Origin of the sequence: Vibrio galatheae (assembly GCF_000967545.1) — a bacterium.
GTDB lineage: Bacteria > Pseudomonadota > Gammaproteobacteria > Enterobacterales > Vibrionaceae > Vibrio > Vibrio galatheae.
In genome coordinates this window covers 16,218-38,871 of the sequence record NZ_JXXV01000025.1, presented here as the reverse complement: position 1 = coordinate 38,871, position 22,654 = coordinate 16,218, and the positions used below count along the sequence as shown (strand labels likewise).

The following is a 22,654-nucleotide window of genomic DNA, read 5'->3' as shown; positions in this document are numbered from 1 at the left end:
TTTAAATAGCCTCTAAGACTTTAATTAAAATTTAGGGATCAGGTTGGCTTTTGAAATGTTGCTTAGGGCAAACTCTTCTTGGTTACCTTCAACGATAACTGAGATAGTTTCACCATCAACTGCGTGGATAACACCTTTCCACTTGCGACGGTTGCCAACAGCCATTTTCAAAACGATGCTTACCTCGTGACCAATAAATTGTTCATAGTGTGCAGCTTTGAAAAGTGGTCTTTCTAAACCTGGTGAAGAGACTTCAAGGTTGTAAGCCACTGTGATTGGATCTTCAACGTCCATAACCGCGCTAACCTGACGGCTAACTTCGGCACAATCTTCAACATTAATACCGTTCTCGTGATCGATGAAGATACGTAACGTTGAGTGTTCACCTGCGCGAACAAATTCTAATCCAACTAACTCATAACCTGATGCCGCTACAGGAGCTTCAAGCATTTCAGTAAGTTGTCTTTCTAAACCAGTCATTTAAACCACTCCAGAAACAAAAAAAGGGCTCAGAGCCCAATTTAAATTCCAAGCAAAGCTCTAAATTTTCAAATTAGAAAATTTAGATAACAAAAAACCCCGAAAAGTCGGGGTTTTTTGTTGCTGGACCCTGATACGTTAAGTGATTCGTTGCCACTTAACTCGCAGTATCGCTACTGCGCAAACTTGCCCAAATCCTTAAAGAATTTGGTTGCGGGGGCCGGATTTGAACCGACGACCTTCGGGTTATGAGCCCGACGAGCTACCAAGCTGCTCCACCCCGCGTCCGACTTGTCGAGCATTATACGCTCTCCAAGGTGTTTTACAAGTTTGTAAATCAATGGTGCCGAGAGAGGGACTCGAACCCTCACACCTAAGGCACTAGCACCTCATGCTAGCGTGTCTACCAATTTCACCATCTCGGCAGCTAATTCTATATTCTCAGCTAGAAAATAGCTTATTGAGGAATTTCATCACCCTGAGGTGCTGGAATGTCACTCGCATCGTCAGCTTGCTGAATGATTTGACCTTGTGTTGGGTCAATCCACTGGGATTCAGTTTTGTGTGTAGACATATTGCCTAACACCAAGCTAAGGATGAAAAATACTGTTGCAAAAATTGCAGTCATTCGGGTTAGGAAATTACCTGAGCCGCTTGCGCCAAACACTGTGTTTGATGCGCCAGCACCGAATGAGGCTCCCATATCTGCGCCTTTACCTTGTTGAATCAGCACTAGGCCGATTACACCAACCGCTGCCAACAGGTAAATCACAAGTAGAACTGTAAACATGATTTCCACCTATGTTCCAAATTGTTGAGCCAGCGCCGCTCGAAAACTCTTGTTTGATGTTTTTGAACAAGGCTAGCGACCTCCTTATCGAAGGCCGAGCAATACTAGCGAAACCCGATCACGCTGACAAGTAGATTTTTTCAAAAAAGTACATGTTGGGAGTTAAACGGTCAAAAAAAGGACAAAACAACACATTAAGCTCACTACTTTGACCGTTTCGCTATTAAAGATCTGAAAATTCAGGGCTGTACTCAATCAGACCAGAGCGCTGGTCGAATTCATCTTCAGCCAACGCCAGCACTTGAAAGGCGCCTTGAGGCACATCCCATTGGCAACGCATCTGATGCTGTTCACTGTCAATGAAACCAAAGCGACCATAATAAGCAGGGTCACCTAATACCACACAAGCGGGATAGCCAAACTCATATAAAGCAGCAAACCCCTCTTTAACCAGTTCGGCGGCTAAACCTTGATTACGGTATTGCTCATCGACAGCCAATGGAGCAAGCCCTTGCCAGTTAAGATCGCTACCGTCTAATGTGACTGGGCTAAACAAGACATAACCCACCACCTCACCGTCATCATTGCATGCGACTAACGATAAAGTGCGGCGGCCGTTTTCTCTTAGCCGCATAACTAAATTGGCTTCGGCCTCTGTTTCAAATGTCGATTTGAGTAATCGGTCTACAGCAAGTATATCTGCCGGAGCTTCAGTTCGAATAAGCATTAATAACCTCATTATGTGTTGTCGGCGATTGTAAGCCCTTTTGCACAAATTCGGCTAGTTGATTTAACAAGGTCTGCATTGGTTTAGGTAAAGAATCGAGATCCACACTATCCATCAGGTTTTTTACTTCTAAGCCCAGCTCTGTGTCTCCCTCAATCGACAAACGGCGTTGAAAGAACAAGGTATCCGGATCTTCTTTACGGCCGGCAATTAACACCAAATCATTGAGATTGCTGCTAAATAATACATCTTCTTTAACCGCTTTGTCTGCGATAACGATTTGCTCATTGTCGTAGCTGATCAACCAACTCACCTGCAAGTCTTTCACTTCGACTTTTAGCCATTTGCCTTCGAGAAACTCAAAATCGCCATCTTCCAGTGCCTCTTTAAATACCGTTTTCAAACCTTCGAGTAAGGCTTTTTTTTGTACAACTTGAGGCAAGAAGTGGACTGGAGATCGCAAAATTGATGCGGCATTTTGAACTAGTTGAGTGCGAATCTTGTTAATCACGCGAAATATCCGTTACTTTGTTAGCTAGAATTGCTCATCATAGAGTATGTTTAACTGTAATTTCCTGTTATCGGTCAAAGAATCTGTGCTATGCCTTAACTCTTTAAAGTCACGGCAAGGACAGTTATAGTACCTCTATCACTCACATGCGCTCCCTAGTGGATAATTTGTTCTTCGGAGAGTCGGAAAAACTTGATGCTATCGCAACAATTACAGCACTGGTTTACAAAATTAACGGCAAACAGCCCGTTTTTTTTCGCCATTTTGGATAGCCAGCATAACTATGCAATGGTTAACGGCCGCTATTGTGATATTGCGGGCCTGACTCCGACTGAAGTCATCGGCATGTGTGACCGCCAGATTCTCGGACAACAATTTTACGATCACCTCAAGCCATACTATGACAGAGCCTTTAAAGGTGAGTCGATAGAGGCAGAAATGTCGATGGGTGATCTCGACTTAGAGACAAGTCTGCATTTCAATGTTTCTCCTATCGAAATCGAGGGTAAGGTTGAACATGTTATTTTTCATGCGCTCGACACCTCCGAAAAACAGATCCTGATCCGTTCACTTGAAGAGTCTGAAGGGAAATTTTCTACCCTAACCTCGCTACTACCAGAAGGTATCTTATTGGTCGAGGATGACTGCGTCCTGTCGGCAAACCCTGCAGCATTACGTCTGCTAGGCTTTGAATCGATTCAAGATGTACTCGGCGAAAGCTTGTCACGCTTGTTTGTCGATGAGAAAACTAAAACCGTGTTCTCTGACTCATTTGCCAATATGCTTGGTGAAACACCGCTGACCTGCTTAACCAGCCCACGTTGTGGCTTTGAGCGCAAAGTCCAGATACAAGCTGATGCGGCGATGATTCTTGGCAGCGACTCACAATTGATTCTGATTCAGGATGCCGAGGCCGCGACAACAAGTCTCACCAACAGCAAGCAAGAAGATATTCATCTAGATTCGCTGACCGGGCTGTATAATCGCTTTGGTTTCACTAAGCGTCTCGAACAGTTGATTCACAATGAAACGCCACTGATCATGCTCTACCTAGACATTGATAACTTTAAAAATATCAATGATTCATTAGGTCATCATATTGGCGATAAAGTCATTAAAGAAGTCTCTTCACGTTTGAAACGTTTACTGCCACAGCAAGCGGTACTGGGTCATTTAGGTGGGGACGAGTTTGGTATTATTTTGCCGGAACCAGAGAACAACCGTATGGCGGAAATGCTCTCTGAAAGAATTATCTCTCTGATCAACCAGCCATTTGACTTACATCACTTCAGCAAACGCTTAGCCTGTTCGATTGGTAGTGTCGCCTACCCAGGAGATGGCAACGATGCACGTATTTTGCTGCAAAATGCGGATACCGCGATGTACGAAGCCAAGGATCGTGGTCGCAACCGTTTAATCAAGTTTAATGATCAGATGAACAAAGAAGCGCGGATGCGTTTATGGCTGGAAATTGAACTGCAGAAAGCGCTGCAACAAAACGGGTTGGAAGTTTGGTATCAACCTAAGGTCAATGCCCGTGATTTTAGTATCAATGGTGCTGAGGCACTAATCCGTTGGAAACACCCAGTCGAAGGCTATATCAGCCCAGGTGCTTTCATTCCAGTTGCGGAGCGAGCGGGATTGATTGAGCATCTTGGTCGCGTTGTGATGCGCGACGTATTTAGCACAGTTAAGCGCTGGAAATTACAAGGCATATTACCAGGCCGAGTGGCAATTAACCTTTCCCCTGAGCAGTTTGGCAATCCAAAACTGATCGATTACATGGAAAAGCTACTGCGCACGACTGAGCTTGACCCGGCCTGTATCACCTTCGAGCTGACTGAAAGCGCCGTAATGAGTGATAGTGAGCACACCTTGCAGATGCTCAATGCGATTAAGAAGCTCGGCTTTGCCCTGTCAATTGACGACTTTGGTACAGGCTACTCATCACTCTCTTACTTAGCTCGTTTCCCAATTGATGAGCTAAAGATTGACCGCGCCTTTATCAATGACATTGATACGCTACCTAAGCAAATTACCGTGATTGAGAACATCATTAACCTTGGTAAATCACTTGATTTAACTGTAGTCGCTGAAGGTGTCGAGACCCAGCAACAGGCGACTCTGCTGTCTAACCTAAACTGTAATTCAATTCAGGGCTTCCACTTCTACCGCCCACAACCAAGACAAGAAGTTGAAGAGCTTTTTGCCCAAAACCGTCGCCATAAAAACTAACCCTATTTGAGTAAATAGAGCAGAAAGTCACACAAACCTGCTGTACATCAAATTTGCTATTCATATTTCTTCATAAAATGCTCAACAAATTCAGAACAGACTGTCATGGTGTGAGCAATGGAACTCCTATGCCCTGCGGGGAATTTACCTGCCTTAAAAACGGCGATTGATTGTGGTGCAGATGCGGTATACATCGGATTTAAAGATGACACCAATGCCCGTCATTTTGCCGGTTTAAACTTTACGGGTAAGAAACTCGAAAAAGCCGTTCAATATGTTCACGACAACCATAAAAAAATTCATGTTGCCTTAAATACGTTTGCTCATCCTAATGGATTTGAGCGTTGGACGGATGCCGTCGACCGCGCAGCTGACAATGGCGTCGATGCCCTGATTGTTGCCGACATTGCTGTGCTCGAATATGCCGCACGCAAATACCCTCAACTTGCACTTCACCTTTCAGTCCAAGCGTCTGCAACAAACGTCTCTGCAATCGACTTCTACCAGCAAAATTTCAATGTAAAACGCGTGGTATTGCCGCGGGTGCTTTCCATTCATCAGGTAAAGCAGCTTTCTCGCAACATCAACAGCGATGTCGAGTTGGAAGTTTTTGCATTTGGTAGCTTGTGCATCATGTCCGAAGGACGCTGCTATCTATCCTCTTATATGACTGGTGAATCACCCAATACAGCCGGTGCTTGCTCACCAGCTAAATATGTTCGTTGGCAAGAGACCAGTCAAGGGTTGGAATCTCGCCTGAATGACATTCTTATCGACCGCTACAAAGAGGGTGAAAATGCAGGCTACCCGACCTTGTGTAAGGGCCGCTTTACGGCTGATGTAAACGGACAAACTCAGGCTTACCATGCGCTCGAAGAGCCAACCAGCTTAAACACCTTGTCGATGCTACCTGAGCTGTTTGCTGCCAATGTCGCCTCGGTAAAAATTGAAGGTCGTCAACGCAGTCCAGCCTACGTGGAACAAGTGACTCGCACATGGCGAGCCGCGATTGATCGCTATCTGGCTAACCCAGAGGCATATCAGGTAGAGGCGGCTTGGGATGCAGCATTGGCCAACGTTTCAGAAGGCAGGCAAACCACCCTAGGTGCTTACCACCGCCAGTGGCAGTAGAGGTAACAATGGAAAACAATATGAAATACGCACTAGGCCCACTGCTCTACTTTTGGCCAAAGCAAGACGTCGAAGTATTTTACGAGCAAGCTAAAACCAGCTCTGCCGATATCATCTATCTCGGTGAGAGTGTCTGTTCGAAGCGTCGTGAGATGAAACCAGCACACTGGTTTGAGATTGCTAAGCAGCTTTCTGCATCAGGTAAGCAAGTGGTGTTGTCGACCATGGCTCTGCTCGAAGCTCCGAGTGAAGTCAACGTGATGAAGAAGTACATCGACAACGGCGATTTTGCCATTGAAGCGAATGATGTTTCGGCGATTCAACTGGCAGCCAATAACAAAGTACCGTTTATCGTTGGTCCTGCGGTGAATACCTACAACGCCCACACGCTCAACCTGTTCTTAAAACAGGGCATGACGCGCTGGTGTATGCCTGTTGAGTTGTCACGCGAGTGGCTCGGTAACGTACTCAATCAATGCGATGAGATTGGCATTCGAGGCCAATTTGAAGTGGAGGTCTTTAGTCATGGCTACCTACCACTTGCTTACTCTGCACGTTGTTTTACTGCTAGAGCAGAAAACAAAGCGAAAGACGATTGCGAGACCTGCTGTATAAAATATCCGACTGGTATTCAAGTTAGCAGCCAAGAAGGACAAGAAGGACAAGAAGTATTTAACCTTAACGGAATTCAGACTCAATCTGGCTACTGCTACAACCTTATCAACGACTTACCTAGCATGCATGGCCTTGTCGATGTGGTGCGTTTAAGTCCGTTAGGTGTAGAGACGTTCTCTGAGTTGGATAAGTTTCGTGCCAACGAGTCGGGTTCGCATCCAGAACCGATTGCTAACCGTCAATGTAACGGTTATTGGCACCAGCTAGCGGGATTAGAGGTCAAAACTCTTTAGCAAAAAGGGCTCATAAGAGCCCTTTTGTTCATATTACTGTCTTCAGATCGCGGCCTGCATTGCTCGTATCTGATAGCGCTTTACATCGTTGTAAAGCATTATGGCTACCACCACACTCAGCGCGATATTCGACAAAGGATAAGCGAGCCAAATTCCAGTGACACCATACAATTTCGGCATGATGTACAAGAACGGTAGTTGGATAAGCATGTTACCCACGGTGACAAACATTGCCTTGCTGCCGCTATTGATTGCTTGGTAATACGCGGCGGTGACCACTAAGAAACCATCCAGTGCTAACGCAAATAGATGCAACTGAATTCCCATCACAGTGTAGTCAACTAATTCGTGGCTCTCTGAGTTAAACACCGAGACAAATTGGTATGGAAACACGTTCAGCAACGCGACAAAAATAACCCCAAGTGAGGTTGACGATACCATTGCCACTTTGAGTAATTTCTTAATGTTCTCTACGTGCTTTGCGCCGTGGTTATAGCTCGCCAGCGGTTGCATACCGTTCGCGATCCCTTCTGCCGCAAGGTAATAAACTGTCACGATATAGCCCAAAATTGCATACGCGCCGATCATCAGTTGATCACCATATTCGGCGAACAGTCCGTTGTGTAATGCCACCATCACCGAGCCATAAGCATACATAAAAAAGCTTGAAGCACCGATGGTGAAGATTTGAGGAATCGTGGTAAAGCGAAACTCAAAATCAGCTGTTTGCAAATGCAAATTAGCGCGTCGTGAGAAGAAATACGCGATACCAAACACGGTTACTGTCATTTGTGCAATCGCCGTCGCCAGTGCAGCACCGGTCAATTCCCAATCCAACCAAGCGATAAATACATAGTCTAAAACGATGTTGATTACCGCACCAAGCATCATCAACATGGTGGCAAATTTGGGGCTTTGATCGTTGCGCAGTAGAAATGGCATCGCAATCGAACCAAGGGTAAAGACACATCCAGCAATCAGGACATTGAGATACTGCAAACCAAGGTCAAACACACGCCCCTGAGCACCTTGCCAGATTAAGAAGTTCTCTGCGAACAACCATAATGTTAACGCAACAATTGGAGTGATAAGTAGCAGTAACAATAACCCTGTCATCAGTACCTGTTTGGCACCAGTTACGTCTTTTTCACCTTGGCGAATCGACGTCAAAGCCCCCGTACCGACACCCACCAGCATACCGATCCCGAGGATCGAGCCAATGACTGGCCACGCAACATTAATCCCTGCCAGACCATCAGCTCCGACATAACGACCAATGAAAATGCCATCAACGACTTGGTATAACCCGTTGACAAGCATGGCGGCAACCGTTGGAACAGTATAGCGCCAGAACTGTTTATAAATGGATGTCTGCATCACTTTCACCATAAGTTAGCCAAGCTAACCAAATACAGATTAAAAATTTAATTAATATCTCACTCGCCTAGGGTTATCGCTTCTTAGCACCCAAGGATTTTTCTAACAATCGGATTAGTTGTGAGACCTCTTGATCATTGAGTCTCTGACCCATTGATTGCGCGATCTGCCCATAAACCACTTGTTCTAATGAGAGATCTTTCTTTACTTGCTCAGTCAAATATACTCGTTTTGAACGGGCATCTTCGGGGCAAGTTAAACGCTTAACCATCCCTTTTTTTTCTAGTCGAACCACCATGTTAGACGCTGAAGGTTTCGTGACTTTCATCTCATCGGCTAAATCGGTGATTCTTATGCCGTTTGCATTTTCTTGAACAACACTCAGATAATCAAACTCATTAAAGCTCAACATAGATAGCGGATCTTCTTTCGCATGCACGCGCCAAGCCTTGGCACAATAACGCTCCAGTTCTATTAAGCAATGTTCTAAACTCATAACGCCCAAACTTAGTTAGCCAAGCTAACAATATTAGCAAAACAAATCTTCCACACAATAAAAAAGCGCTGAATGCAGCGCTTTTTCTCTTTTAGTCAAATTTACTGTGCTAAATTCGCAGCTTGTTGTGCTTTCGCTTTGGCGATGACTTGAGCTTGAAGATCTTCGTAGATGTTGGTCAGTTCCAGTATTGCGTATCTATGCTCAACGTACTCAAAGACGTTAAACGAAATCGCTAAACGATAGAAAGAGATCGCCTTCGCTATGTCTTGCTCGGAGTCACTCTGTTGATAGCGTTTACCCAAATAAAAATAGGCTTCCGTCAAATGCTGTGCGAGCACTACCTTGTCGCGAGTACTTTCAACGATAGCCTTAAATGCTTGTTTCTCAGAGATCTCACCGAGAGTGATGGCCACCATGACCCAACCCCATTGATCATTACGCTCGTGGTAACTTTGCGCGAGTTCTTGACGAGCTTGGTCTGGATCAGATTCGGATTTAATGATGTAAAGCCACAATGCGCTAAACGGATCGTTGGGATCTTGTTGATAGTGGCGCTGCATTTCTTCTAGCGCCAGTTCAAATCGACCACCGTAATATAAGGCGATAGCTCTATTACGTGCGGCGTAACTGTTGTTTGGTGCTAACTCAAGCGCTGAGTCAAATGCATCATAGGCGGCATCAAAATTGCGTTTTTCAGTGAAATAAACACCAAGTAAATTGAACAAATCAGCTTGAGCAGGATAGATGGCAAGAGACTGTTCGTAGTCCAATCGAGCCAAATTGCGTAAGCCGACACTGTCGTAATAATTGCCTCTTTCATACAGCATTTTTGCGCGTGTTTCGTTGGGCAGATCGGTACGCGCAAGTAATTGGCTCAAACGAGCGATTTGAACTTCTTGCTGAAGACTTGGTTGCAGTGCTTCGACCATTGGCGGCAGAACCCACTCAGCTTGCTGGTTGGATGTTGATACACATCCTGCTGTAACCAATAAAGCGAGACTAAGCGTTGCGGTTTGAAACCATTTCACAGATAAATACTCCTGTAGCTAGGTCTTTCACCCAGCGTAATCCGCATTAAAAAAGGGAGCGTAATGCTCCCTTTATAACATGCTTTTAGCAAGCTAGGCTACTTCACCGAATAAGCCCAGTTGCTGCTATAGCATTATGCGTCAGTTGCAGGCTTCTCTTCAGTCGCTGCTTCTTCAGTCTTTTCAACAGCTTCTTTCATGCTTAGACGTACACGGCCCTGACGGTCGATCTCAAGTACTTTAACTTGAACTTCTTGACCTTCTGCTAGGTAGTCAGACACTTTCTCAACGCGCTTGTCAGCGATTTGCGAGATGTGTACTAGACCATCTTTACCAGGCAGGATAGTTACGAATGCACCAAAGTCAGCTAGACGTGCTACTTTACCTGTGTAGATACGACCTACTTCAACTTCAGCAGTGATCTCTTCGATACGGCGAATTGCTTCTTTCGCAGCAGCACCTTCCGTTGCAGCAATCTTGATTGTACCGTCGTCTTCGATCTCGATAGTTGTGCCAGTCTCTTCCGTTAGAGCACGGATAACTGCACCACCTTTACCGATAACGTCTTTGATCTTCTCAGCGCTGATCTTCATTGTGTGAATACGCGGAGCGAACTCAGAGATATCGTCACGAGCACCAGAAATCGCTTCATCCATTACAGATAGGATGTGCTTACGTGCACCTTGCGCTTGGTTAAGAGCAATTTGCATGATTTCTTTAGTGATACCTTCGATTTTGATATCCATTTGCAGTGCAGTGATACCAGTGTTAGTACCCGCTACTTTAAAGTCCATGTCACCTAGGTGGTCTTCGTCGCCAAGGATGTCAGAAAGAACAACGAAGTCGTCGCCTTCTTTAACTAGACCCATTGCGATACCCGCAACTGAAGACTTGATTGGCACACCTGCATCCATAAGAGCAAGAGAAGTACCACATACAGAAGCCATTGAAGATGAACCGTTAGATTCTGTGATTTCCGAAACAACACGTACTGTGTATGGGAACTCATCAACAGAAGGCATTACTGCAGCGATACCACGCTTAGCTAGTTTACCGTGGCCGATTTCACGACGCTTAGGAGAACCTACAAAACCCGTTTCACCTACACAGTATGGAGGGAAGTTGTAGTGTAGTAGGAAGTGATCTTTACGCTCACCCGTTAGCTCGTCGATGATTTGTGCGTCACGCTGCGTACCAAGAGTTGCAGTTACAAGCGCCTGAGTTTCACCACGAGTAAATAGTGAAGAACCGTGAGTACGTGGAAGAACACCTGTACGTACGTCTAGCGCACGAACCATGTCTTTTTCACGACCGTCGATACGTGGGTTGCCCGCGATGATGCTGCGACGTACCACTGTCTTCTCTAGATCGTGGAAGATAGTGTGGATTTCTTTGGTGTTTGCTTCTGGATCTTCAGCAAGTAGCACCGCGTTAACTTCACCAGCGATCTCGTGGATACGGTCGTAACGAGCCATTTTTTCTGTGATTTGGTAAGCTTCAACCAGCTTCGCTTCAGCAAGTTCTGCGATCTTAGTAACAAGCGCAGTGTTCTCTTCTGGCGCAACCCAATCCCAAGCAGGAGTCGCAACTTCAGCTTTGAATTCGTTGATTGCTTTGATAACAGCTTGCTGTTGATCGTGACCAAATACTACCGCAGATAGCATTTCTTCTTCAGTTAGGTTGTCAGCTTCTGATTCAACCATTAGTACTGCAGATTCAGTACCCGCAACCACTAGGTCTAGCTTAGATGCTTCTAGTTCAGTGTTGCTTGGGTTAAGTACTAGTTGACCATCGATGTGACCAACACGTGCTGCACCGATAGGACCGTTGAACGGGATACCAGAGATAGCAAGTGCAGCAGACGTACCAATCATTGTTGGGATATCTGGTTGAACGTCAGGGTTCACAGACACAACTGTTGCGATAACTTGCACTTCGTTTTTGAATGCATCTGGGAATAGTGGACGGATTGGACGGTCGATTAGACGAGCCGTTAGCGTTTCACCTTCAGAAGGACGACCTTCACGTTTGAAGAAACCACCAGGGATTTTACCAGCAGCGTAAGTACGCTCTTGGTAGTTTACTGTTAGAGGGAAAAAGTCTTGACCTTCAACCGCTTCTTTTTTACCAACGACAGAAACGAATACTGCTGTATCGTCCATAGTCACCATAACGGCTGCAGTAGCTTGACGCGCAATAACGCCAGTCTCTAGAGTAACTGTGTGGTTACCGTACTGGAACGTTTTAACAACTGGTTTTTCGAACATTGTTATTCCTTGTTTCTAAGCGTATCAATTTGATTTGCTTAGAGTGTATTGATGATACTCAAGGCATTACAAATCGCGACTAGTGAAAATGAACTAAACGATTATTTTAGAACAATGGCTAAATTCATTTTGAATAGTCGCGACCTTTTGGTCGACGTGGTTGACTGTAATGCTGTGAGTGATTACGTAAAATCCCACTGAGGATTTTTTACCGTGCGTAGTATAACGGCTTAATCGGGATTTGGCTAAGCTATAGCAATTAAAATAAGTAACGGGCAACAAAAAAGGGGCTTATAGCCCCTTTTTCGACAAACTGTTCTATGCAGCCGCTGATTAGCGACGTAGGCCTAGACGCTTGATTAGCTCTTGGTAGCGACCTAGATCTTTACCTTTAAGGTAGTCTAGAAGCTTACGACGGCTAGAAACCATGCGTAGCAGACCGCGACGGCTGTGGTGATCGCCTTTGTGAGCTTTGAAGTGACCTTGTAGGTGGTTGATAGAAGCAGTCAGTAGAGCTACTTGTACTTCTGGTGAACCTGTGTCGCCTTCGCCACGTGCGTATTCTGCAACGATTGCTGCTTTAGTTTCTGCATTCAGAGACATAATTCTCTCCTAAATAAGAGTAGGTTAATATTTGTGCCAGCCAATCTCTGATTCAGCCGACACGAGGAGCGCGAATTATAGGGGATGTATAGTGGTTAAGCAATAGCTATTTTGAACGCAGCATTCCTATCTTTGCCTTTTCTGTTACACTTAAGCCAATCCAAACCTACCTATTTGAATAAACAGGATTCTCTATGAAAATCGGCATCATCGGTGCAATGGAGCAAGAAGTCTCTATTCTTAAACAAGCTATTGAAAACTGCAAAGAAGTATCAAAAGCAGGCTGTACTTTTTACGCCGGCCAACTCAATGGTGTCGAGGTTGTGCTGCTTCAATCTGGTATTGGTAAAGTAGCGGCGGCCATTGGCACAACCATTTTGCTTGATGAATACCAGCCAGATGTTGTGATTAACACAGGTTCTGCTGGTGGTTTTGACTCAACGCTCAACTTAGGCGATGTGGTCATTTCGAGCGAAGTTCGTCATCATGATGCGGATGTGACTGCATTTGGCTATGAGATGGGACAAATGGCTCAGCAGCCAGCCGCTTTCCTTGCGGATACGAAACTCATGGACGTTGCTGAACAAGCGCTAACACAAATGGAAGGCAAGCACGCAGTGCGTGGGCTTATCTGTACTGGTGACGCATTCGTCTGTACTGCTGAACGTCAAGCCTTTATTCGCCAGCACTTCCCTACTGTCATCGCGGTTGAAATGGAAGCCTCAGCAATCGCGCAGACTTGTCACCAATTTAAGGTACCATTTGTCGTTGTACGTGCAATCTCTGACGTAGCAGATAAAGAATCACCAATGAGCTTTGAAGAATTTTTGCCATTAGCGGCACAAAGCTCTTCAGAAATGGTGTTCAAAATGGTTGAAATTCTAAAGGCATAATGTCGGTAAATCATGGAAGATTTATTTAGTCCATTTTATTCTAATGGTGCGCTCCTCGTGTTGTGGGGCGCTTTGTTATTTCATCTTATTCTCCCCTTTCCTCGCGAAGCTCATCCCGCTATTTTGTGGCATAAGTTTGCTGAGCAATTAGCCGACAAAGTTAACGTTAACACTAGCTACTCACAAAGCATGATTTCGGGCACTTTGGCTTGGCTGTTGATGCTATTCCCTATGCTGGCCGTCCTAGTTGCACTCAAGCCATTGGTTTGGCAGCCAGAATTATTTGAGCTAGCCTTTTTGCTGCTTGCCATCGACTGGCGTAACACCGATAAATTCACCGCTCAATTTATCGCAGCAATAGCGCGTGAAGACAAAGAGCAGGCTAAAATGCTGCTCAAACCGATCATCAACAGATCAACCGCTCCGTTATCACTCTTGGGGCTAGGTAAAGCAGGAACAGAAACACTCATCATGTCTTATGGGCGCAATGTAGTTGGCGTACTATTTTGGTATGCGATTGCAGGCGGCATAGGTGCTTTTATTTATCGCATGAGTGTTGAGCTAGCTAGGGCATGGTCACCCAGCCGACAGCGATTTTCGCCGTTTGGTATTCCCGCGGTGCGCGCTGTGGCTGTGCTAGATTTCATCCCGTTAAGACTATTTGCCCTTTTCATTCTGTTTGGTCATCGAGCCCAAACGACCGTACAGTTAATGAAACAGCAAGCAACATCTTGGCCTCTTCCCGGGCCGTCTTGGTTACTCATCTCTGTCGGTGGCAAACTTGAACTCTCATTAGGTGGCCCGGCAATTTACGACGGACACAAAGCTGTGCGCGCTAAGCTCGGTGGTCGCATTGCCCCCTCGGCGATTCATATCGCCCATGTACAAAAAACCTTAGCGTGGCGGATGTTCGCTTGGATTGTTATTCAAAGCTTGTTGATGGGGCTGATTTACCAAGGAATTTAAATGCGTTTCACATTACTAATCACTCTCCTCACCATTGCAAACTTCGCCGCGGCCGCACCAGTAGAACGAGTCGTTAGCCTTGCGCCACATGCAACAGAGCTTGCCTACGCAGCAGGGTTGGGTGACAAGTTGGTTGCGGTCAGTGAACGAAGTGATTACCCACCTCAAGCACTAAAACTCGAAAAAGTTGCCAATTATCAAGGGATAAAAATCGAACGCATCATCGCTTTGCAACCCGATTTGGTGATTGCATGGCCCGCTGGGAACCCGAACGGTGAAATAGACAAGCTAAAACAATTTGGCATCAATATTTATTACTCGCAAACCAACTCATTAGCAGACATCGCGACCAATATTGAACGGCTCAGTGAATATGCGAGTGAACCGCAAATCGGCAAGAGAAACGCCGAGCAGTTTAGACAGTATTTGCAATCCCTTAAGGATCGATACAATACGGCTGATCCCGTTCGCTACTTTTATCAACTTAGTGAACAGCCGATCATCACGGTAGCGCAGGGAAAGTGGCCGAGCGAGGTGTTTGCATTTTGCGGTGGCGTCAACATTTTTGCCCAGAGTGCAGCTCCTTACCCTCAAATTGGCAAAGAACAAGTTATCTTACAAAATCCCGAAGTTATCTTTACTTCACAGCACGCGATAGAGAACGACGCTCTCTGGTCACAATGGTCTGAGCAATTGCAAGCGGTGAAAAACAACACTATTTGGACGCTCAATTCCGATTGGCTCAATCGCCCAACCCCAAGGACATTGAAGGCTATTGAACAAGTTTGTGACTATTTTGAAACCGTTAGGCAAAAACGCTAACGCTTAAACCTAGAGATCTCGTACAATCCAGCTTCACTTTCTGTTCCCATTTTTGTAAGAGATTTTAGTGTCATGGACTCCATGCTACTTTATTTTATCGATTTATTCGGTACAGCTATTTTTGCTATTTCAGGTGTTTTATTAGCGGGTCGATTAAAAATGGATCCGTTCGGTGTTGCTGTGCTTGGTAGCGTAACGGCTATCGGTGGCGGCACAATTCGCGATATGGCCTTAGGCGCAACACCCGTTTTCTGGATCACGGATACCAACTATCTGTGGACTATCCTCATCACTTGTTTGATCACCATGATTGTCGTTAGACGACCAAAACGCCTTGCTTGGTGGATTTTGCCCGTCTGTGATGCGATTGGCCTTGCGGTATTTGTCGGTATCGGTGTTGAGAAAACAATGGCTTATCAAGATTCAGCCTTGGTCGCAATTATCATGGGCGTCATCACTGGATGCGGTGGTGGTATTATTCGCGATGTATTGGCTCGAGAAGTACCAATGGTACTAAGAAGTGAAGTGTACGCAACGGCGTGTATTATTGGTGGTGCATGCCATACCACCGCATTAGCCATGGGCCAAGACAGTGATACCGCGTTCCTAGCTGGCGTTTTCTCGACACTTTTGATTCGATTAGGGGCGATTCGCTGGCACCTGTTTCTGCCAACATTTGCCTTAAATCGTTAAGCGAAACGCTTACCAAAACAACAAAGGCCACTGACGTGGCCTTTGTTGTTTTATATAGCAGACAAATTACTTCTGAACGCGACGCAGCACTTCTTTAAGCTGGTCAAAATCATTTGCGAGATCTTCCGATAGAAGCTCCATCGCAGCGTGCTTAGCTAACGGTGCTGGCAATTCGATATCCGTGGCTAAAATTTCATCCACGACTTCTTTAAACTTAGCTGGGTGAGCAGTACATAGGAACAAGCCTGTTTCGCCATCTTGCAATTGCTCATCTAACACGCGGTAAGCAATCGCGCCATGAGGCTCACACAGATAGCCTTGAGCGTATAGTTCTTTAACTGACGCAGCACTTTGTTCATCAGTCACGGCACCTTTACCTAGCGTCTCTAATCCCCACTCTTTCACGCGGCATAGTTCTTCAATACGTGGCCAGTTGTTCGGCTGACTCACATCCATCGCATTCGATGTAGTTGCCACCGTCGGTTTAGGATCCCACTTACCCGTTTCTAGGTAACGAGGCACAGTATCGTTGGCGTTAGTCGCGGCGATAAAGCGTTTGATTGGCAGACCGAGCGCTTTAGCCAAAAGACCAGCAGTTAGGTTACCAAAGTTACCACTTGGTACTGAAATGACTAAGTTTTCACGCTCTTGTTTCGTTAGCTGAGACGCTGCCTCAAAGTAGTAACAGATTTGCGCCATTAGACGTGAAATATTGATTGAGTTTGCTGAGTTTAGACCGATCTCTTCACGCAGCTTCGCATCATCAAAAGCTTGCTTCACTAGCGCCTGACACGCATCGAAGTCACCATCAATCGCCACAGTGTGAATGTTTTTACCTAGTGTGCAGAACAGCTTCTCTTGCAACGGGCTGATCTTGCCCTTCGGGTACAAGATAACGACATTGATATCTTCCATACCATAGAACGCATGCGCAACCGCAGCACCAGTATCACCAGACGTTGCCGTCAAGATAGTGATTTTACCACCGTCAGAAACCGCTGCTAAAGACTGAGCCATAAAACGACCACCAAAGTCTTTGAACGCTAGCGTTGGGCCGTGGAATAGCTCAAGGGCATAGACCCCCTGTTTAACCTTGTTAATTGGTGCTGGAAACTGGAATGCCGCATCGACCATGGCATTCACTTGTTCGCTCGTCAACTCATCACCAATCAAAGCAGACAAGATTTTGCTACTACGTGGAACAAAATCTTCTGCAAGTAACGCATCAATATCATCAACCTTAGGCAATTCTTGCGGGAAAAATAGGCCTTGGTTGCGGCCTAGCCCTTGGCGTACGGCTTGGCCAAAGGAAACTTGTTCGTCATTTTCTTTTATGTTGTACAGCTTCATAGCTCACTTCCTGTTACGTTCGAACCTTGTTTGTTGAGGTGACAAACATGGACGAATCCTTCTTCATTTTGTACGTAGTTCTGTTCCAGCCAGCGAGCAACACGCTCAGCGACATCTTTATCTTTACAAATACTAAATAGTGTTGGACCACTACCAGAAATCCCAGTAGCTAACGCACCAGCCGTTGCCGCATATTTACGTGCATCGGCAAACCCTGGCAGCAGTTTCTCACGATACGGTTCAGCAATCACGTCTTTGATCATTTTTGCCGCGAGTTCTGGCTGTCCAGAATGACACGCATGAATAAACCCTGCAAGGTGGCGACCATGGGCAATAATATCCTGGCGACGATATTGAGATGGTAGGATCTCTCTCGCTTCTGCAGTAGAGACTTTGATGCCCGGATAAGCCATGACCCAATACCAATCATCAAAGCAAGGGACTTCTTGACTAATAATGCCAAGCTCTTCCAGCATCAATTGCACTCCACCTAAATAGCAAGGCGCGACGTTATCATAGTGAATACCACCAGAGATTTGCCCTTCCATTTCCCCCATCAGAGCTAGAAGTTCTGTTTCATTCAGGGGCTGACCATGAAAGCGATTTAGAGCATCTAACGCAGCGACAATAGAGCATGCACTAGAACCTAAACCCGAGCCGATTGGCATGTTTTTCTCTAGTGTCATCTCAAGCGGCAAAAGCGGCTCACTTTTTTTGTCGAGCTCTCTGGCGAATGCACGCCAGCAATCATAGACAATATTTTCCTTAGGATCGGCTGGTAGCTTTGAGACAAAACTCCCAGCGGTTTTTAAACTAAATGGCTCACTGCCTGACTTAACCAAAACTCGGTCACCCAGCAAGGTGCCATCAATTGGGGACACTGCCGCCCCCAACACATCAAAACCGACACTCACATTACCAATTGATGCTGGAGCATAAACAGCTACATCCATACCACGGCTCATAGTTAAACTCCTAGCTTCCAACCCAACGTACGCATCACATCTGAGAACACACCTGCTGCGGTTACCTCAGTACCTGCACCGTAACCACGTAATACAAGTGGGATAGGCTGGTAGTAGCGGCTATAGAACGCTAACGCGTTCTCGCCATCTTTGATCTTAAACATTGGATCGTTTTCATCGACGGCAGCAATACTAACTCGGCATTGACCATCAGCGATTTCGCCTACATAACGGAGAACTTTGCCCTCTTCGGCCGCAAGCGCCGACTGCTGTTGGAAATATGCATCTGCCTCAGGAAGACGAGCCATAAACTCTTCAACACTACCAGAATCGTCAAAGCCCGGTGGAAGTGCTTGGTCGACAATCACATCTTCAAGTTCTAAATTCATCCCCGCTTCACGAGCAAGAATCAACAACTTACGCGCTACATCCATTCCAGACAGGTCATCACGTGGATCAGGCTCAGTGAAGCCATTATCCTTGGCGATATTAGTCGCTTGGCTAAGTGTCATGCCTTCGTCTAGCTTACCGAAGATGTACGATAGAGAGCCTGACAAAATACCACTAAAGCGCTCAAGCTCATCCCCTGCAGAAATCAGGTTTTGTAGGTTTTCAATCACAGGCAGACCTGCACCTACCGTTGTTTCGTACATCAGTTTACGACGCGAACTACGTGCAACATCACGCAATTGGTGGTAGTACGCCATGCTTGCGGTATTGGCTTTCTTGTTCGGTGTAACAACGTGGAAGCCCGCCGCTAAGAAATCAGTGTATTGGTTAGCAATCGCCTCGCTTGAAGTACAATCCACCAGCACAGGATTGATGATATGATTACGCTGAACAAGAGAGATTAGACTAGCAAGACTAAACGCCTCAGTAGCATCTTGCATGCGATCACGCCAGTGTTCGAGTGGCAAACCTTCGCTATCAAGCAGTAAGCCTTTACTGTTGGCTAAACCACATACGCGCAGCACGATGCCCTTATCTGCTAATTTCGCTTGCTGACGGCCAATTTGATCGACTAGCTCGCCACCAACCCCACCTAGGCCGACAACAAAGACGTCAAGGAAGTGCTTAGAGTTAAATAGGTTCTCATGACACGCTTTGATCGCTTCTGAGATTTTATCTTCTGGAATCACCGCTGAGATCGCACGCTCTGAAGAACCTTGCGCGATCGCGACAATGTTAACGTTCACTTCCGCCAACGAAGAGAAGAATTGCGACGCCACACCACGTGAGGTGCGCATACCATCACCCACTAGAGTGACAATCGCGACGTCATTAAGGAATTCGACTGGCTCAAGCAAACCATCTTTTAGTTCCAGCTCAAATGTATCGCAGAGCGCTTGTTGAGCAATTTCTTTGTCTTGCGCTTCAATACAGAAGCTGATGCTGTACTCAGAAGAAGACTGAGTAATAAGAACGATAGAGACACCGGCTGCTGACATCGCGCCAAATACGCGACTCGCCATACCGACCATGCCTTTCATTCCTGGGCCAGAAACGTTGACCATGGTCAGATCGCTAAGGGTAGTAATACCTTTGATCGCTAGGTTATCTTCACCCGTATCTTGACCGATTAACGTGCCAGCACCTTGTGGGTTAAAGCTGTTTTTGATCAGACATGGGATGTGGAATTGAGCGATTGGTGCAATCGTTTTTGGATGCAGCACAGAAGCGCCAAAATAAGACAACTCCATCGCTTCTTGATAGCTTAGTGACTTAAGTAAACGGGCATCTGCTACTAAGCGTGGGTCACAGTTGTAAACACCATCGACATCTGTCCAGATTTCACAGCAATCCGCACGCAAACATGCAGCCAATACTGCTGCTGAATAATCAGAACCGTTGCGACCGAGTGTGACCAGCTCACCAGCTTCATTACCTGCGGTAAAGCCCGGCATAATGTTGACGTGTCCTAGTGGAAGCGGATTTTGGCGGAAATTCTGCGTCGAGATTTCAACGTCGACCATAGCTTCAAGATGCTCACCACGCGCAAAAAGGTACTGCACAGGGTCAATCAGGCTAGCCGCCTGTCCTTTCGCCTCCAAAACGGCTTTCATTAACTGAATGGATACACGTTCACCTTTACTGATGATTCGGGCGTTGACGTTGTCTGGGCACATACCAAGCAGATTGATGCCATGGACAAACTGACGTAGTTGAGTCAGTGAGGTTTTTACCTGATTGTCGTATCCGCTACCGTTAATATTTGGCAGCACTTCCTTGATATCTTGAAAAAGATCGCGGAAAGAATCCTCTAGTTCAGCAATTTGTAACTCTGCTTCACCATTTTTTAAAGCACTCTCAATGACAGAGACCAACTTATTGGTGGTTTTTCCTGGTGCCGAAAGTACCACGGCTACCTCTTCTTGCTGAACATTGTTAGCAATGATATCGGCTGCCCGTAAAAAACGATCAGCATCCGCTAACGATGAACCTCCAAACTTTAAAACTCGCATCCCTTCCTCCAAATAGGTCATAAATTGGCATAAAAAAAGGCCTGTATCTGGTGGGATACAGGCCTTTTTTTGAATTTTTTTCGCTTAGCAGCCTGCCCCAACAATCGCGATGTCGGTAATAATAATGGTTGTGGTCATTACTAGGCTCAGGTGCTGCATATTTTGATTTATCTATACAATGTGTGTTTGCTTACCCATACGTTTACCTTATTTTTCCTGCTCGCGTCAACGAAAAGTTATTATTTTTTGTTCACACTCTGTATTGCTCGCATTCACAACCTCTTATTGGGCAACACATCATTGCAACAACCAATGAAATCACTAGCACATATCATAATAACTAATTGCTATATAAAATCTGCTCCATACAAATACGTTTTATGCTTTAATTAGGTTTGCAGTGGAACGCAGACAAAAACGAAAGGAGTGGCATATGAAAACAACCCTAAGCCTATCAGTGCTTCTTTTTGCCTGCCCTTTATTCGCTGCAGAATTGCCTTTATTACCATCACAGCAAACAACCTCACCACACAAAATCTTTTTATCTACTGAAAACGATCAGAATGATTTCGACTCTTGGAAAATTGACGGTGGTTACTCTTACAACTTGTTTGACAAAGTTGATCTCTACGTTGGGGCACGTCTTAACAACAGTAATAAAGTGAATGAGACCGGTTTTTTAAGCGGTGTTAGTTACCAATTGACTCCACGCGTATCACTGCAAAGTACCCTGCATTCATACAGTGATGCGACGGTAACAAACCGAAAAGAATCGAATGTCGCGGCAGAAGTTTCGAGTAGAATGAAGTTGACAGACAACCTCGATGTACATGCCACTCTTGACTATCAAGAGTGGCAAAAAGGGCTTGAAATAGGTTTAGGTTTTAGGTTTTAACTCCAATCTAAGCACTCGGTTGACATCAACACCCCATTCCAATCGGCATAAATAAAATCGCCCGGCTGTATCATTTGGTTGTGAATTGTCAGAGTGACATTCACTTCACCTGCGCCACGCTTTTCAGTTTTGAATGGACAAGTACCTAACGCTTTAATACCTAAGTCCATTTCAGACATCATACCTACGTCTCTAATAGCTCCATTCACAATCACCCCTTCCCACTGATTATCGATCGCCAAAATCGCCAACTGATCACCTAGCAGAGCTTTTTGGCAAGAACCATGACCATCAACAACAAGTACTTTACCAGTTCCATCCTGACTGAGCACCTCCCTCACTTTGGAGTTATCGTGGTAGCAGCGCACGGTGACAATCTCACCAAAAAAAGCAAACTTTTTCCCAAAGCTATGTAACGGCAGCTCCAGTAAAGTGACTTTGTCTTCGTGTTTATCACAAATATCCGGGGTTATATCTTTCATTTTTCCTCCATGAAACATTCAAAATTTAAATACTCGAATCCTATCGACATCGTCTACGCCAATTGCCAAGCGATAGCCTGTTTTGTTTTGCTAAGCAGGAGAGGAGAAAAAGCTGGTCTCCCTCAATGTAATAAATCGTATTTTGCCCATATTTACGCCCGATAAATATCGCCTGCTTAGGGGATATAGGAATGGCAAAGCTGCTTTCGATCCAAGAAAAATCTTTGTTGCCCACTTGGACATGACAATAACAAGTATGGCTTATTTCCTTAGCTAAGTGTTGATTGCGCTTGTCGTTATCTAATTTTGACAACCAAACACTTGCCGGGTTCCAAGCCGTCACAATAGCAAATCGCTGGTAGTCGACCTCTCGCTCAAAACGGAAATAGGGGTCGCTATAAGCCCGCCAAAGTTCATCACTTATTTCCATAAACTAAAACTTATACATTTAATCGATACTATTAATATTTGTTACATAACAACTCTTGATGTAAATCAACAAAGTGATTGGAATTAACATTTCTACGTTGTTAGCATGCTGTTAACATTATAGAATCCGCATCAAAGACT

Annotated in this window: 22 protein-coding genes, 2 tRNA genes and 1 other annotated feature; of the genes, 8 read left to right on the top strand and 16 right to left on the bottom strand. The window is 45.4% G+C overall.

The window, feature by feature from the left end:
• Positions 1-24 precede the first annotated feature (24 nt).
• From rimP to ubiT, 6 genes are all read right to left on the bottom strand, one after another.
• The gene (rimP, locus tag TW81_RS13905; protein ID WP_045956333.1) at positions 25-480 is read right to left on the bottom strand and encodes a ribosome maturation factor RimP; all 456 of its coding nucleotides are present in this window, start codon (positions 478-480) and stop codon (positions 25-27) included.
• 208 nt (positions 481-688) lie between these two features.
• Positions 689-765: transfer RNA gene (locus tag TW81_RS13900), tRNA-Met, on the bottom strand.
• Between the two features lie 56 nt (positions 766-821).
• Positions 822-905, bottom strand: a tRNA-Leu gene (locus tag TW81_RS13895).
• A 32-nt stretch (positions 906-937) separates the two neighbouring features.
• The gene (gene secG, locus TW81_RS13890; RefSeq protein WP_045956489.1) at positions 938-1,270 is read right to left on the bottom strand and encodes a preprotein translocase subunit SecG; all 333 of its coding nucleotides are present in this window, start codon (positions 1,268-1,270) and stop codon (positions 938-940) included.
• Positions 1,271-1,493: 223 nt separating this feature from the next.
• Positions 1,494-1,997 carry a GNAT family N-acetyltransferase gene (locus TW81_RS13885; protein ID WP_045956332.1) on the bottom strand — a complete coding sequence of 168 codons (504 nt, stop codon included), beginning with the start codon at positions 1,995-1,997 and terminating at the stop codon, positions 1,494-1,496.
• Positions 1,981-2,508: a ubiquinone anaerobic biosynthesis accessory factor UbiT gene (ubiT, locus tag TW81_RS13880; RefSeq protein ID WP_045956331.1), complete on the bottom strand. Its 528-nt coding sequence runs from the start codon at positions 2,506-2,508 to the stop codon at positions 1,981-1,983. The genes TW81_RS13885 and ubiT overlap by 17 nt, the downstream gene beginning before the upstream one ends.
• 195 nt (positions 2,509-2,703) lie before the next feature.
• Between ubiT and TW81_RS13875 the strand changes: the two genes are divergently transcribed.
• From TW81_RS13875 to TW81_RS13865, 3 genes are all read left to right on the top strand, one after another.
• Positions 2,704-4,743, top strand: coding sequence for an EAL domain-containing protein (locus TW81_RS13875; protein WP_045956330.1), 2,040 nt, complete (start codon positions 2,704-2,706; stop codon positions 4,741-4,743).
• Between the two features lie 117 nt (positions 4,744-4,860).
• Entirely contained in the window at positions 4,861-5,874 is a 1,014-nt protein-coding gene (gene ubiU / locus TW81_RS13870) for a ubiquinone anaerobic biosynthesis protein UbiU (protein ID WP_045956329.1), read from the top strand.
• 20 nt (positions 5,875-5,894) lie between these two features.
• Positions 5,895-6,782 carry a U32 family peptidase gene (locus tag TW81_RS13865; protein WP_045956328.1) on the top strand — a complete coding sequence of 296 codons (888 nt, stop codon included), beginning with the start codon at positions 5,895-5,897 and terminating at the stop codon, positions 6,780-6,782.
• Between the two features lie 42 nt (positions 6,783-6,824).
• Here TW81_RS13865 and TW81_RS13860 read toward each other — a convergent pair whose 3' ends face one another.
• From TW81_RS13860 to rpsO, 5 genes are all read right to left on the bottom strand, one after another.
• Positions 6,825-8,159 carry an MATE family efflux transporter gene (locus tag TW81_RS13860; RefSeq protein WP_045956327.1) on the bottom strand — a complete coding sequence of 445 codons (1,335 nt, stop codon included), beginning with the start codon at positions 8,157-8,159 and terminating at the stop codon, positions 6,825-6,827.
• 73 nt (positions 8,160-8,232) lie between these two features.
• The gene (locus TW81_RS13855; protein ID WP_045956326.1) at positions 8,233-8,655 is read right to left on the bottom strand and encodes a MarR family winged helix-turn-helix transcriptional regulator; all 423 of its coding nucleotides are present in this window, start codon (positions 8,653-8,655) and stop codon (positions 8,233-8,235) included.
• A gap of 101 nt (positions 8,656-8,756) precedes the next feature.
• On the bottom strand, positions 8,757-9,686 hold the full coding sequence (gene nlpI / locus TW81_RS13850; RefSeq protein WP_045956325.1) for a lipoprotein NlpI: 930 nt from the start codon (positions 9,684-9,686) through the stop codon (positions 8,757-8,759).
• A 134-nt stretch (positions 9,687-9,820) separates the two neighbouring features.
• Complete coding sequence (gene pnp, locus TW81_RS13845; protein ID WP_045956324.1) at positions 9,821-11,953, bottom strand: polyribonucleotide nucleotidyltransferase; 2,133 nt, start codon at positions 11,951-11,953, stop codon at positions 9,821-9,823.
• A gap of 333 nt (positions 11,954-12,286) precedes the next feature.
• The gene (rpsO, locus tag TW81_RS13840; RefSeq protein ID WP_045956323.1) at positions 12,287-12,556 is read right to left on the bottom strand and encodes a 30S ribosomal protein S15; all 270 of its coding nucleotides are present in this window, start codon (positions 12,554-12,556) and stop codon (positions 12,287-12,289) included.
• A 194-nt stretch (positions 12,557-12,750) separates the two neighbouring features.
• Here rpsO and mtnN point away from each other — a divergent pair, with 194 nt between their 5' ends.
• From mtnN to TW81_RS13820, 4 genes are all read left to right on the top strand, one after another.
• Positions 12,751-13,449 carry a 5'-methylthioadenosine/S-adenosylhomocysteine nucleosidase gene (gene mtnN / locus TW81_RS13835; protein ID WP_045956322.1) on the top strand — a complete coding sequence of 233 codons (699 nt, stop codon included), beginning with the start codon at positions 12,751-12,753 and terminating at the stop codon, positions 13,447-13,449.
• 12 nt (positions 13,450-13,461) lie between these two features.
• Positions 13,462-14,415: a cobalamin biosynthesis family protein gene (locus TW81_RS13830; protein WP_045956321.1), complete on the top strand. Its 954-nt coding sequence runs from the start codon at positions 13,462-13,464 to the stop codon at positions 14,413-14,415.
• Complete coding sequence (btuF, locus tag TW81_RS13825; RefSeq protein WP_045956320.1) at positions 14,416-15,237, top strand: vitamin B12 ABC transporter substrate-binding protein BtuF; 822 nt, start codon at positions 14,416-14,418, stop codon at positions 15,235-15,237.
• Between the two features lie 72 nt (positions 15,238-15,309).
• Positions 15,310-15,930, top strand: a complete 621-nt coding sequence (locus TW81_RS13820) for a TRIC cation channel family protein (protein ID WP_045956319.1) — start codon at positions 15,310-15,312, stop codon at positions 15,928-15,930.
• Between the two features lie 66 nt (positions 15,931-15,996).
• Here TW81_RS13820 and thrC read toward each other — a convergent pair whose 3' ends face one another.
• From thrC to thrA, 3 genes are read right to left on the bottom strand one after another with little or no spacing between them, the layout of a single operon-like run.
• The gene (gene thrC, locus TW81_RS13815) at positions 15,997-17,280 is read right to left on the bottom strand and encodes a threonine synthase (RefSeq protein ID WP_045956318.1); all 1,284 of its coding nucleotides are present in this window, start codon (positions 17,278-17,280) and stop codon (positions 15,997-15,999) included.
• Positions 17,277-18,233: a homoserine kinase gene (gene thrB, locus TW81_RS13810; protein WP_045956488.1), complete on the bottom strand. Its 957-nt coding sequence runs from the start codon at positions 18,231-18,233 to the stop codon at positions 17,277-17,279. The genes thrC and thrB overlap by 4 nt, the downstream gene beginning before the upstream one ends.
• 14 nt (positions 18,234-18,247) lie before the next feature.
• Complete coding sequence (gene thrA, locus TW81_RS13805) at positions 18,248-20,707, bottom strand: bifunctional aspartate kinase/homoserine dehydrogenase I (protein WP_045956317.1); 2,460 nt, start codon at positions 20,705-20,707, stop codon at positions 18,248-18,250.
• 30 nt (positions 20,708-20,737) lie between these two features.
• Positions 20,738-20,857 (bottom strand) — a sequence feature (Thr leader region).
• A 283-nt stretch (positions 20,858-21,140) separates the two neighbouring features.
• On the opposite strand from thrA, the gene TW81_RS19450 reads away from it, so the two are divergent.
• Positions 21,141-21,602: a hypothetical protein gene (locus TW81_RS19450; protein ID WP_045956316.1), complete on the top strand. Its 462-nt coding sequence runs from the start codon at positions 21,141-21,143 to the stop codon at positions 21,600-21,602.
• Here the strand turns inward: TW81_RS19450 and TW81_RS13795 are convergent.
• Positions 21,599-22,084, bottom strand: a complete 486-nt coding sequence (locus TW81_RS13795; protein WP_045956315.1) for a putative 4-hydroxy-4-methyl-2-oxoglutarate aldolase — start codon at positions 22,082-22,084, stop codon at positions 21,599-21,601. The two genes, TW81_RS19450 and TW81_RS13795, sit on opposite strands and share 4 nt — an antisense overlap.
• Positions 22,085-22,124: 40 nt before the next feature.
• The gene (locus tag TW81_RS13790; protein WP_045956314.1) at positions 22,125-22,514 is read right to left on the bottom strand and encodes a DUF3293 domain-containing protein; all 390 of its coding nucleotides are present in this window, start codon (positions 22,512-22,514) and stop codon (positions 22,125-22,127) included.
• Positions 22,515-22,654: the final 140 nt, after the last annotated feature.

Excerpts from the sequence above, each read along its gene's own strand:
- TW81_RS13885 (WP_045956332.1), bottom strand. The coding sequence starts at position 1,997 with ATGCTTATTCGAACTGAAGCTCCGGCAGATATACTTGCTGTAGACCGA.
- TW81_RS13875 (WP_045956330.1), top strand. The coding sequence starts at position 2,704 with ATGCTATCGCAACAATTACAGCACTGGTTTACAAAATTAACGGCAAAC.
- TW81_RS13860 (WP_045956327.1), bottom strand. The coding sequence starts at position 8,159 with ATGCAGACATCCATTTATAAACAGTTCTGGCGCTATACTGTTCCAACG.
- thrA (WP_045956317.1), bottom strand. The coding sequence starts at position 20,707 with ATGCGAGTTTTAAAGTTTGGAGGTTCATCGTTAGCGGATGCTGATCGT.
- btuF (WP_045956320.1), top strand. The coding sequence starts at position 14,416 with ATGCGTTTCACATTACTAATCACTCTCCTCACCATTGCAAACTTCGCC.
- secG (WP_045956489.1), bottom strand. The coding sequence starts at position 1,270 with ATGTTTACAGTTCTACTTGTGATTTACCTGTTGGCAGCGGTTGGTGTA.
- rpsO (WP_045956323.1), bottom strand. The coding sequence starts at position 12,556 with ATGTCTCTGAATGCAGAAACTAAAGCAGCAATCGTTGCAGAATACGCA.
- TW81_RS13795 (WP_045956315.1), bottom strand. The coding sequence starts at position 22,084 with ATGAAAGATATAACCCCGGATATTTGTGATAAACACGAAGACAAAGTC.
- pnp (WP_045956324.1), bottom strand. The coding sequence starts at position 11,953 with ATGTTCGAAAAACCAGTTGTTAAAACGTTCCAGTACGGTAACCACACA.
- thrC (WP_045956318.1), bottom strand. The coding sequence starts at position 17,280 with ATGAAGCTGTACAACATAAAAGAAAATGACGAACAAGTTTCCTTTGGC.
- TW81_RS19450 (WP_045956316.1), top strand. The coding sequence starts at position 21,141 with ATGAAAACAACCCTAAGCCTATCAGTGCTTCTTTTTGCCTGCCCTTTA.
- thrB (WP_045956488.1), bottom strand. The coding sequence starts at position 18,233 with ATGGATGTAGCTGTTTATGCTCCAGCATCAATTGGTAATGTGAGTGTC.
- TW81_RS13820 (WP_045956319.1), top strand. The coding sequence starts at position 15,310 with ATGGACTCCATGCTACTTTATTTTATCGATTTATTCGGTACAGCTATT.
- ubiU (WP_045956329.1), top strand. The coding sequence starts at position 4,861 with ATGGAACTCCTATGCCCTGCGGGGAATTTACCTGCCTTAAAAACGGCG.
- TW81_RS13790 (WP_045956314.1), bottom strand. The coding sequence starts at position 22,514 with ATGGAAATAAGTGATGAACTTTGGCGGGCTTATAGCGACCCCTATTTC.
- TW81_RS13830 (WP_045956321.1), top strand. The coding sequence starts at position 13,462 with ATGGAAGATTTATTTAGTCCATTTTATTCTAATGGTGCGCTCCTCGTG.
- TW81_RS13865 (WP_045956328.1), top strand. The coding sequence starts at position 5,895 with ATGAAATACGCACTAGGCCCACTGCTCTACTTTTGGCCAAAGCAAGAC.
- rimP (WP_045956333.1), bottom strand. The coding sequence starts at position 480 with ATGACTGGTTTAGAAAGACAACTTACTGAAATGCTTGAAGCTCCTGTA.
- TW81_RS13855 (WP_045956326.1), bottom strand. The coding sequence starts at position 8,655 with ATGAGTTTAGAACATTGCTTAATAGAACTGGAGCGTTATTGTGCCAAG.
- mtnN (WP_045956322.1), top strand. The coding sequence starts at position 12,751 with ATGAAAATCGGCATCATCGGTGCAATGGAGCAAGAAGTCTCTATTCTT.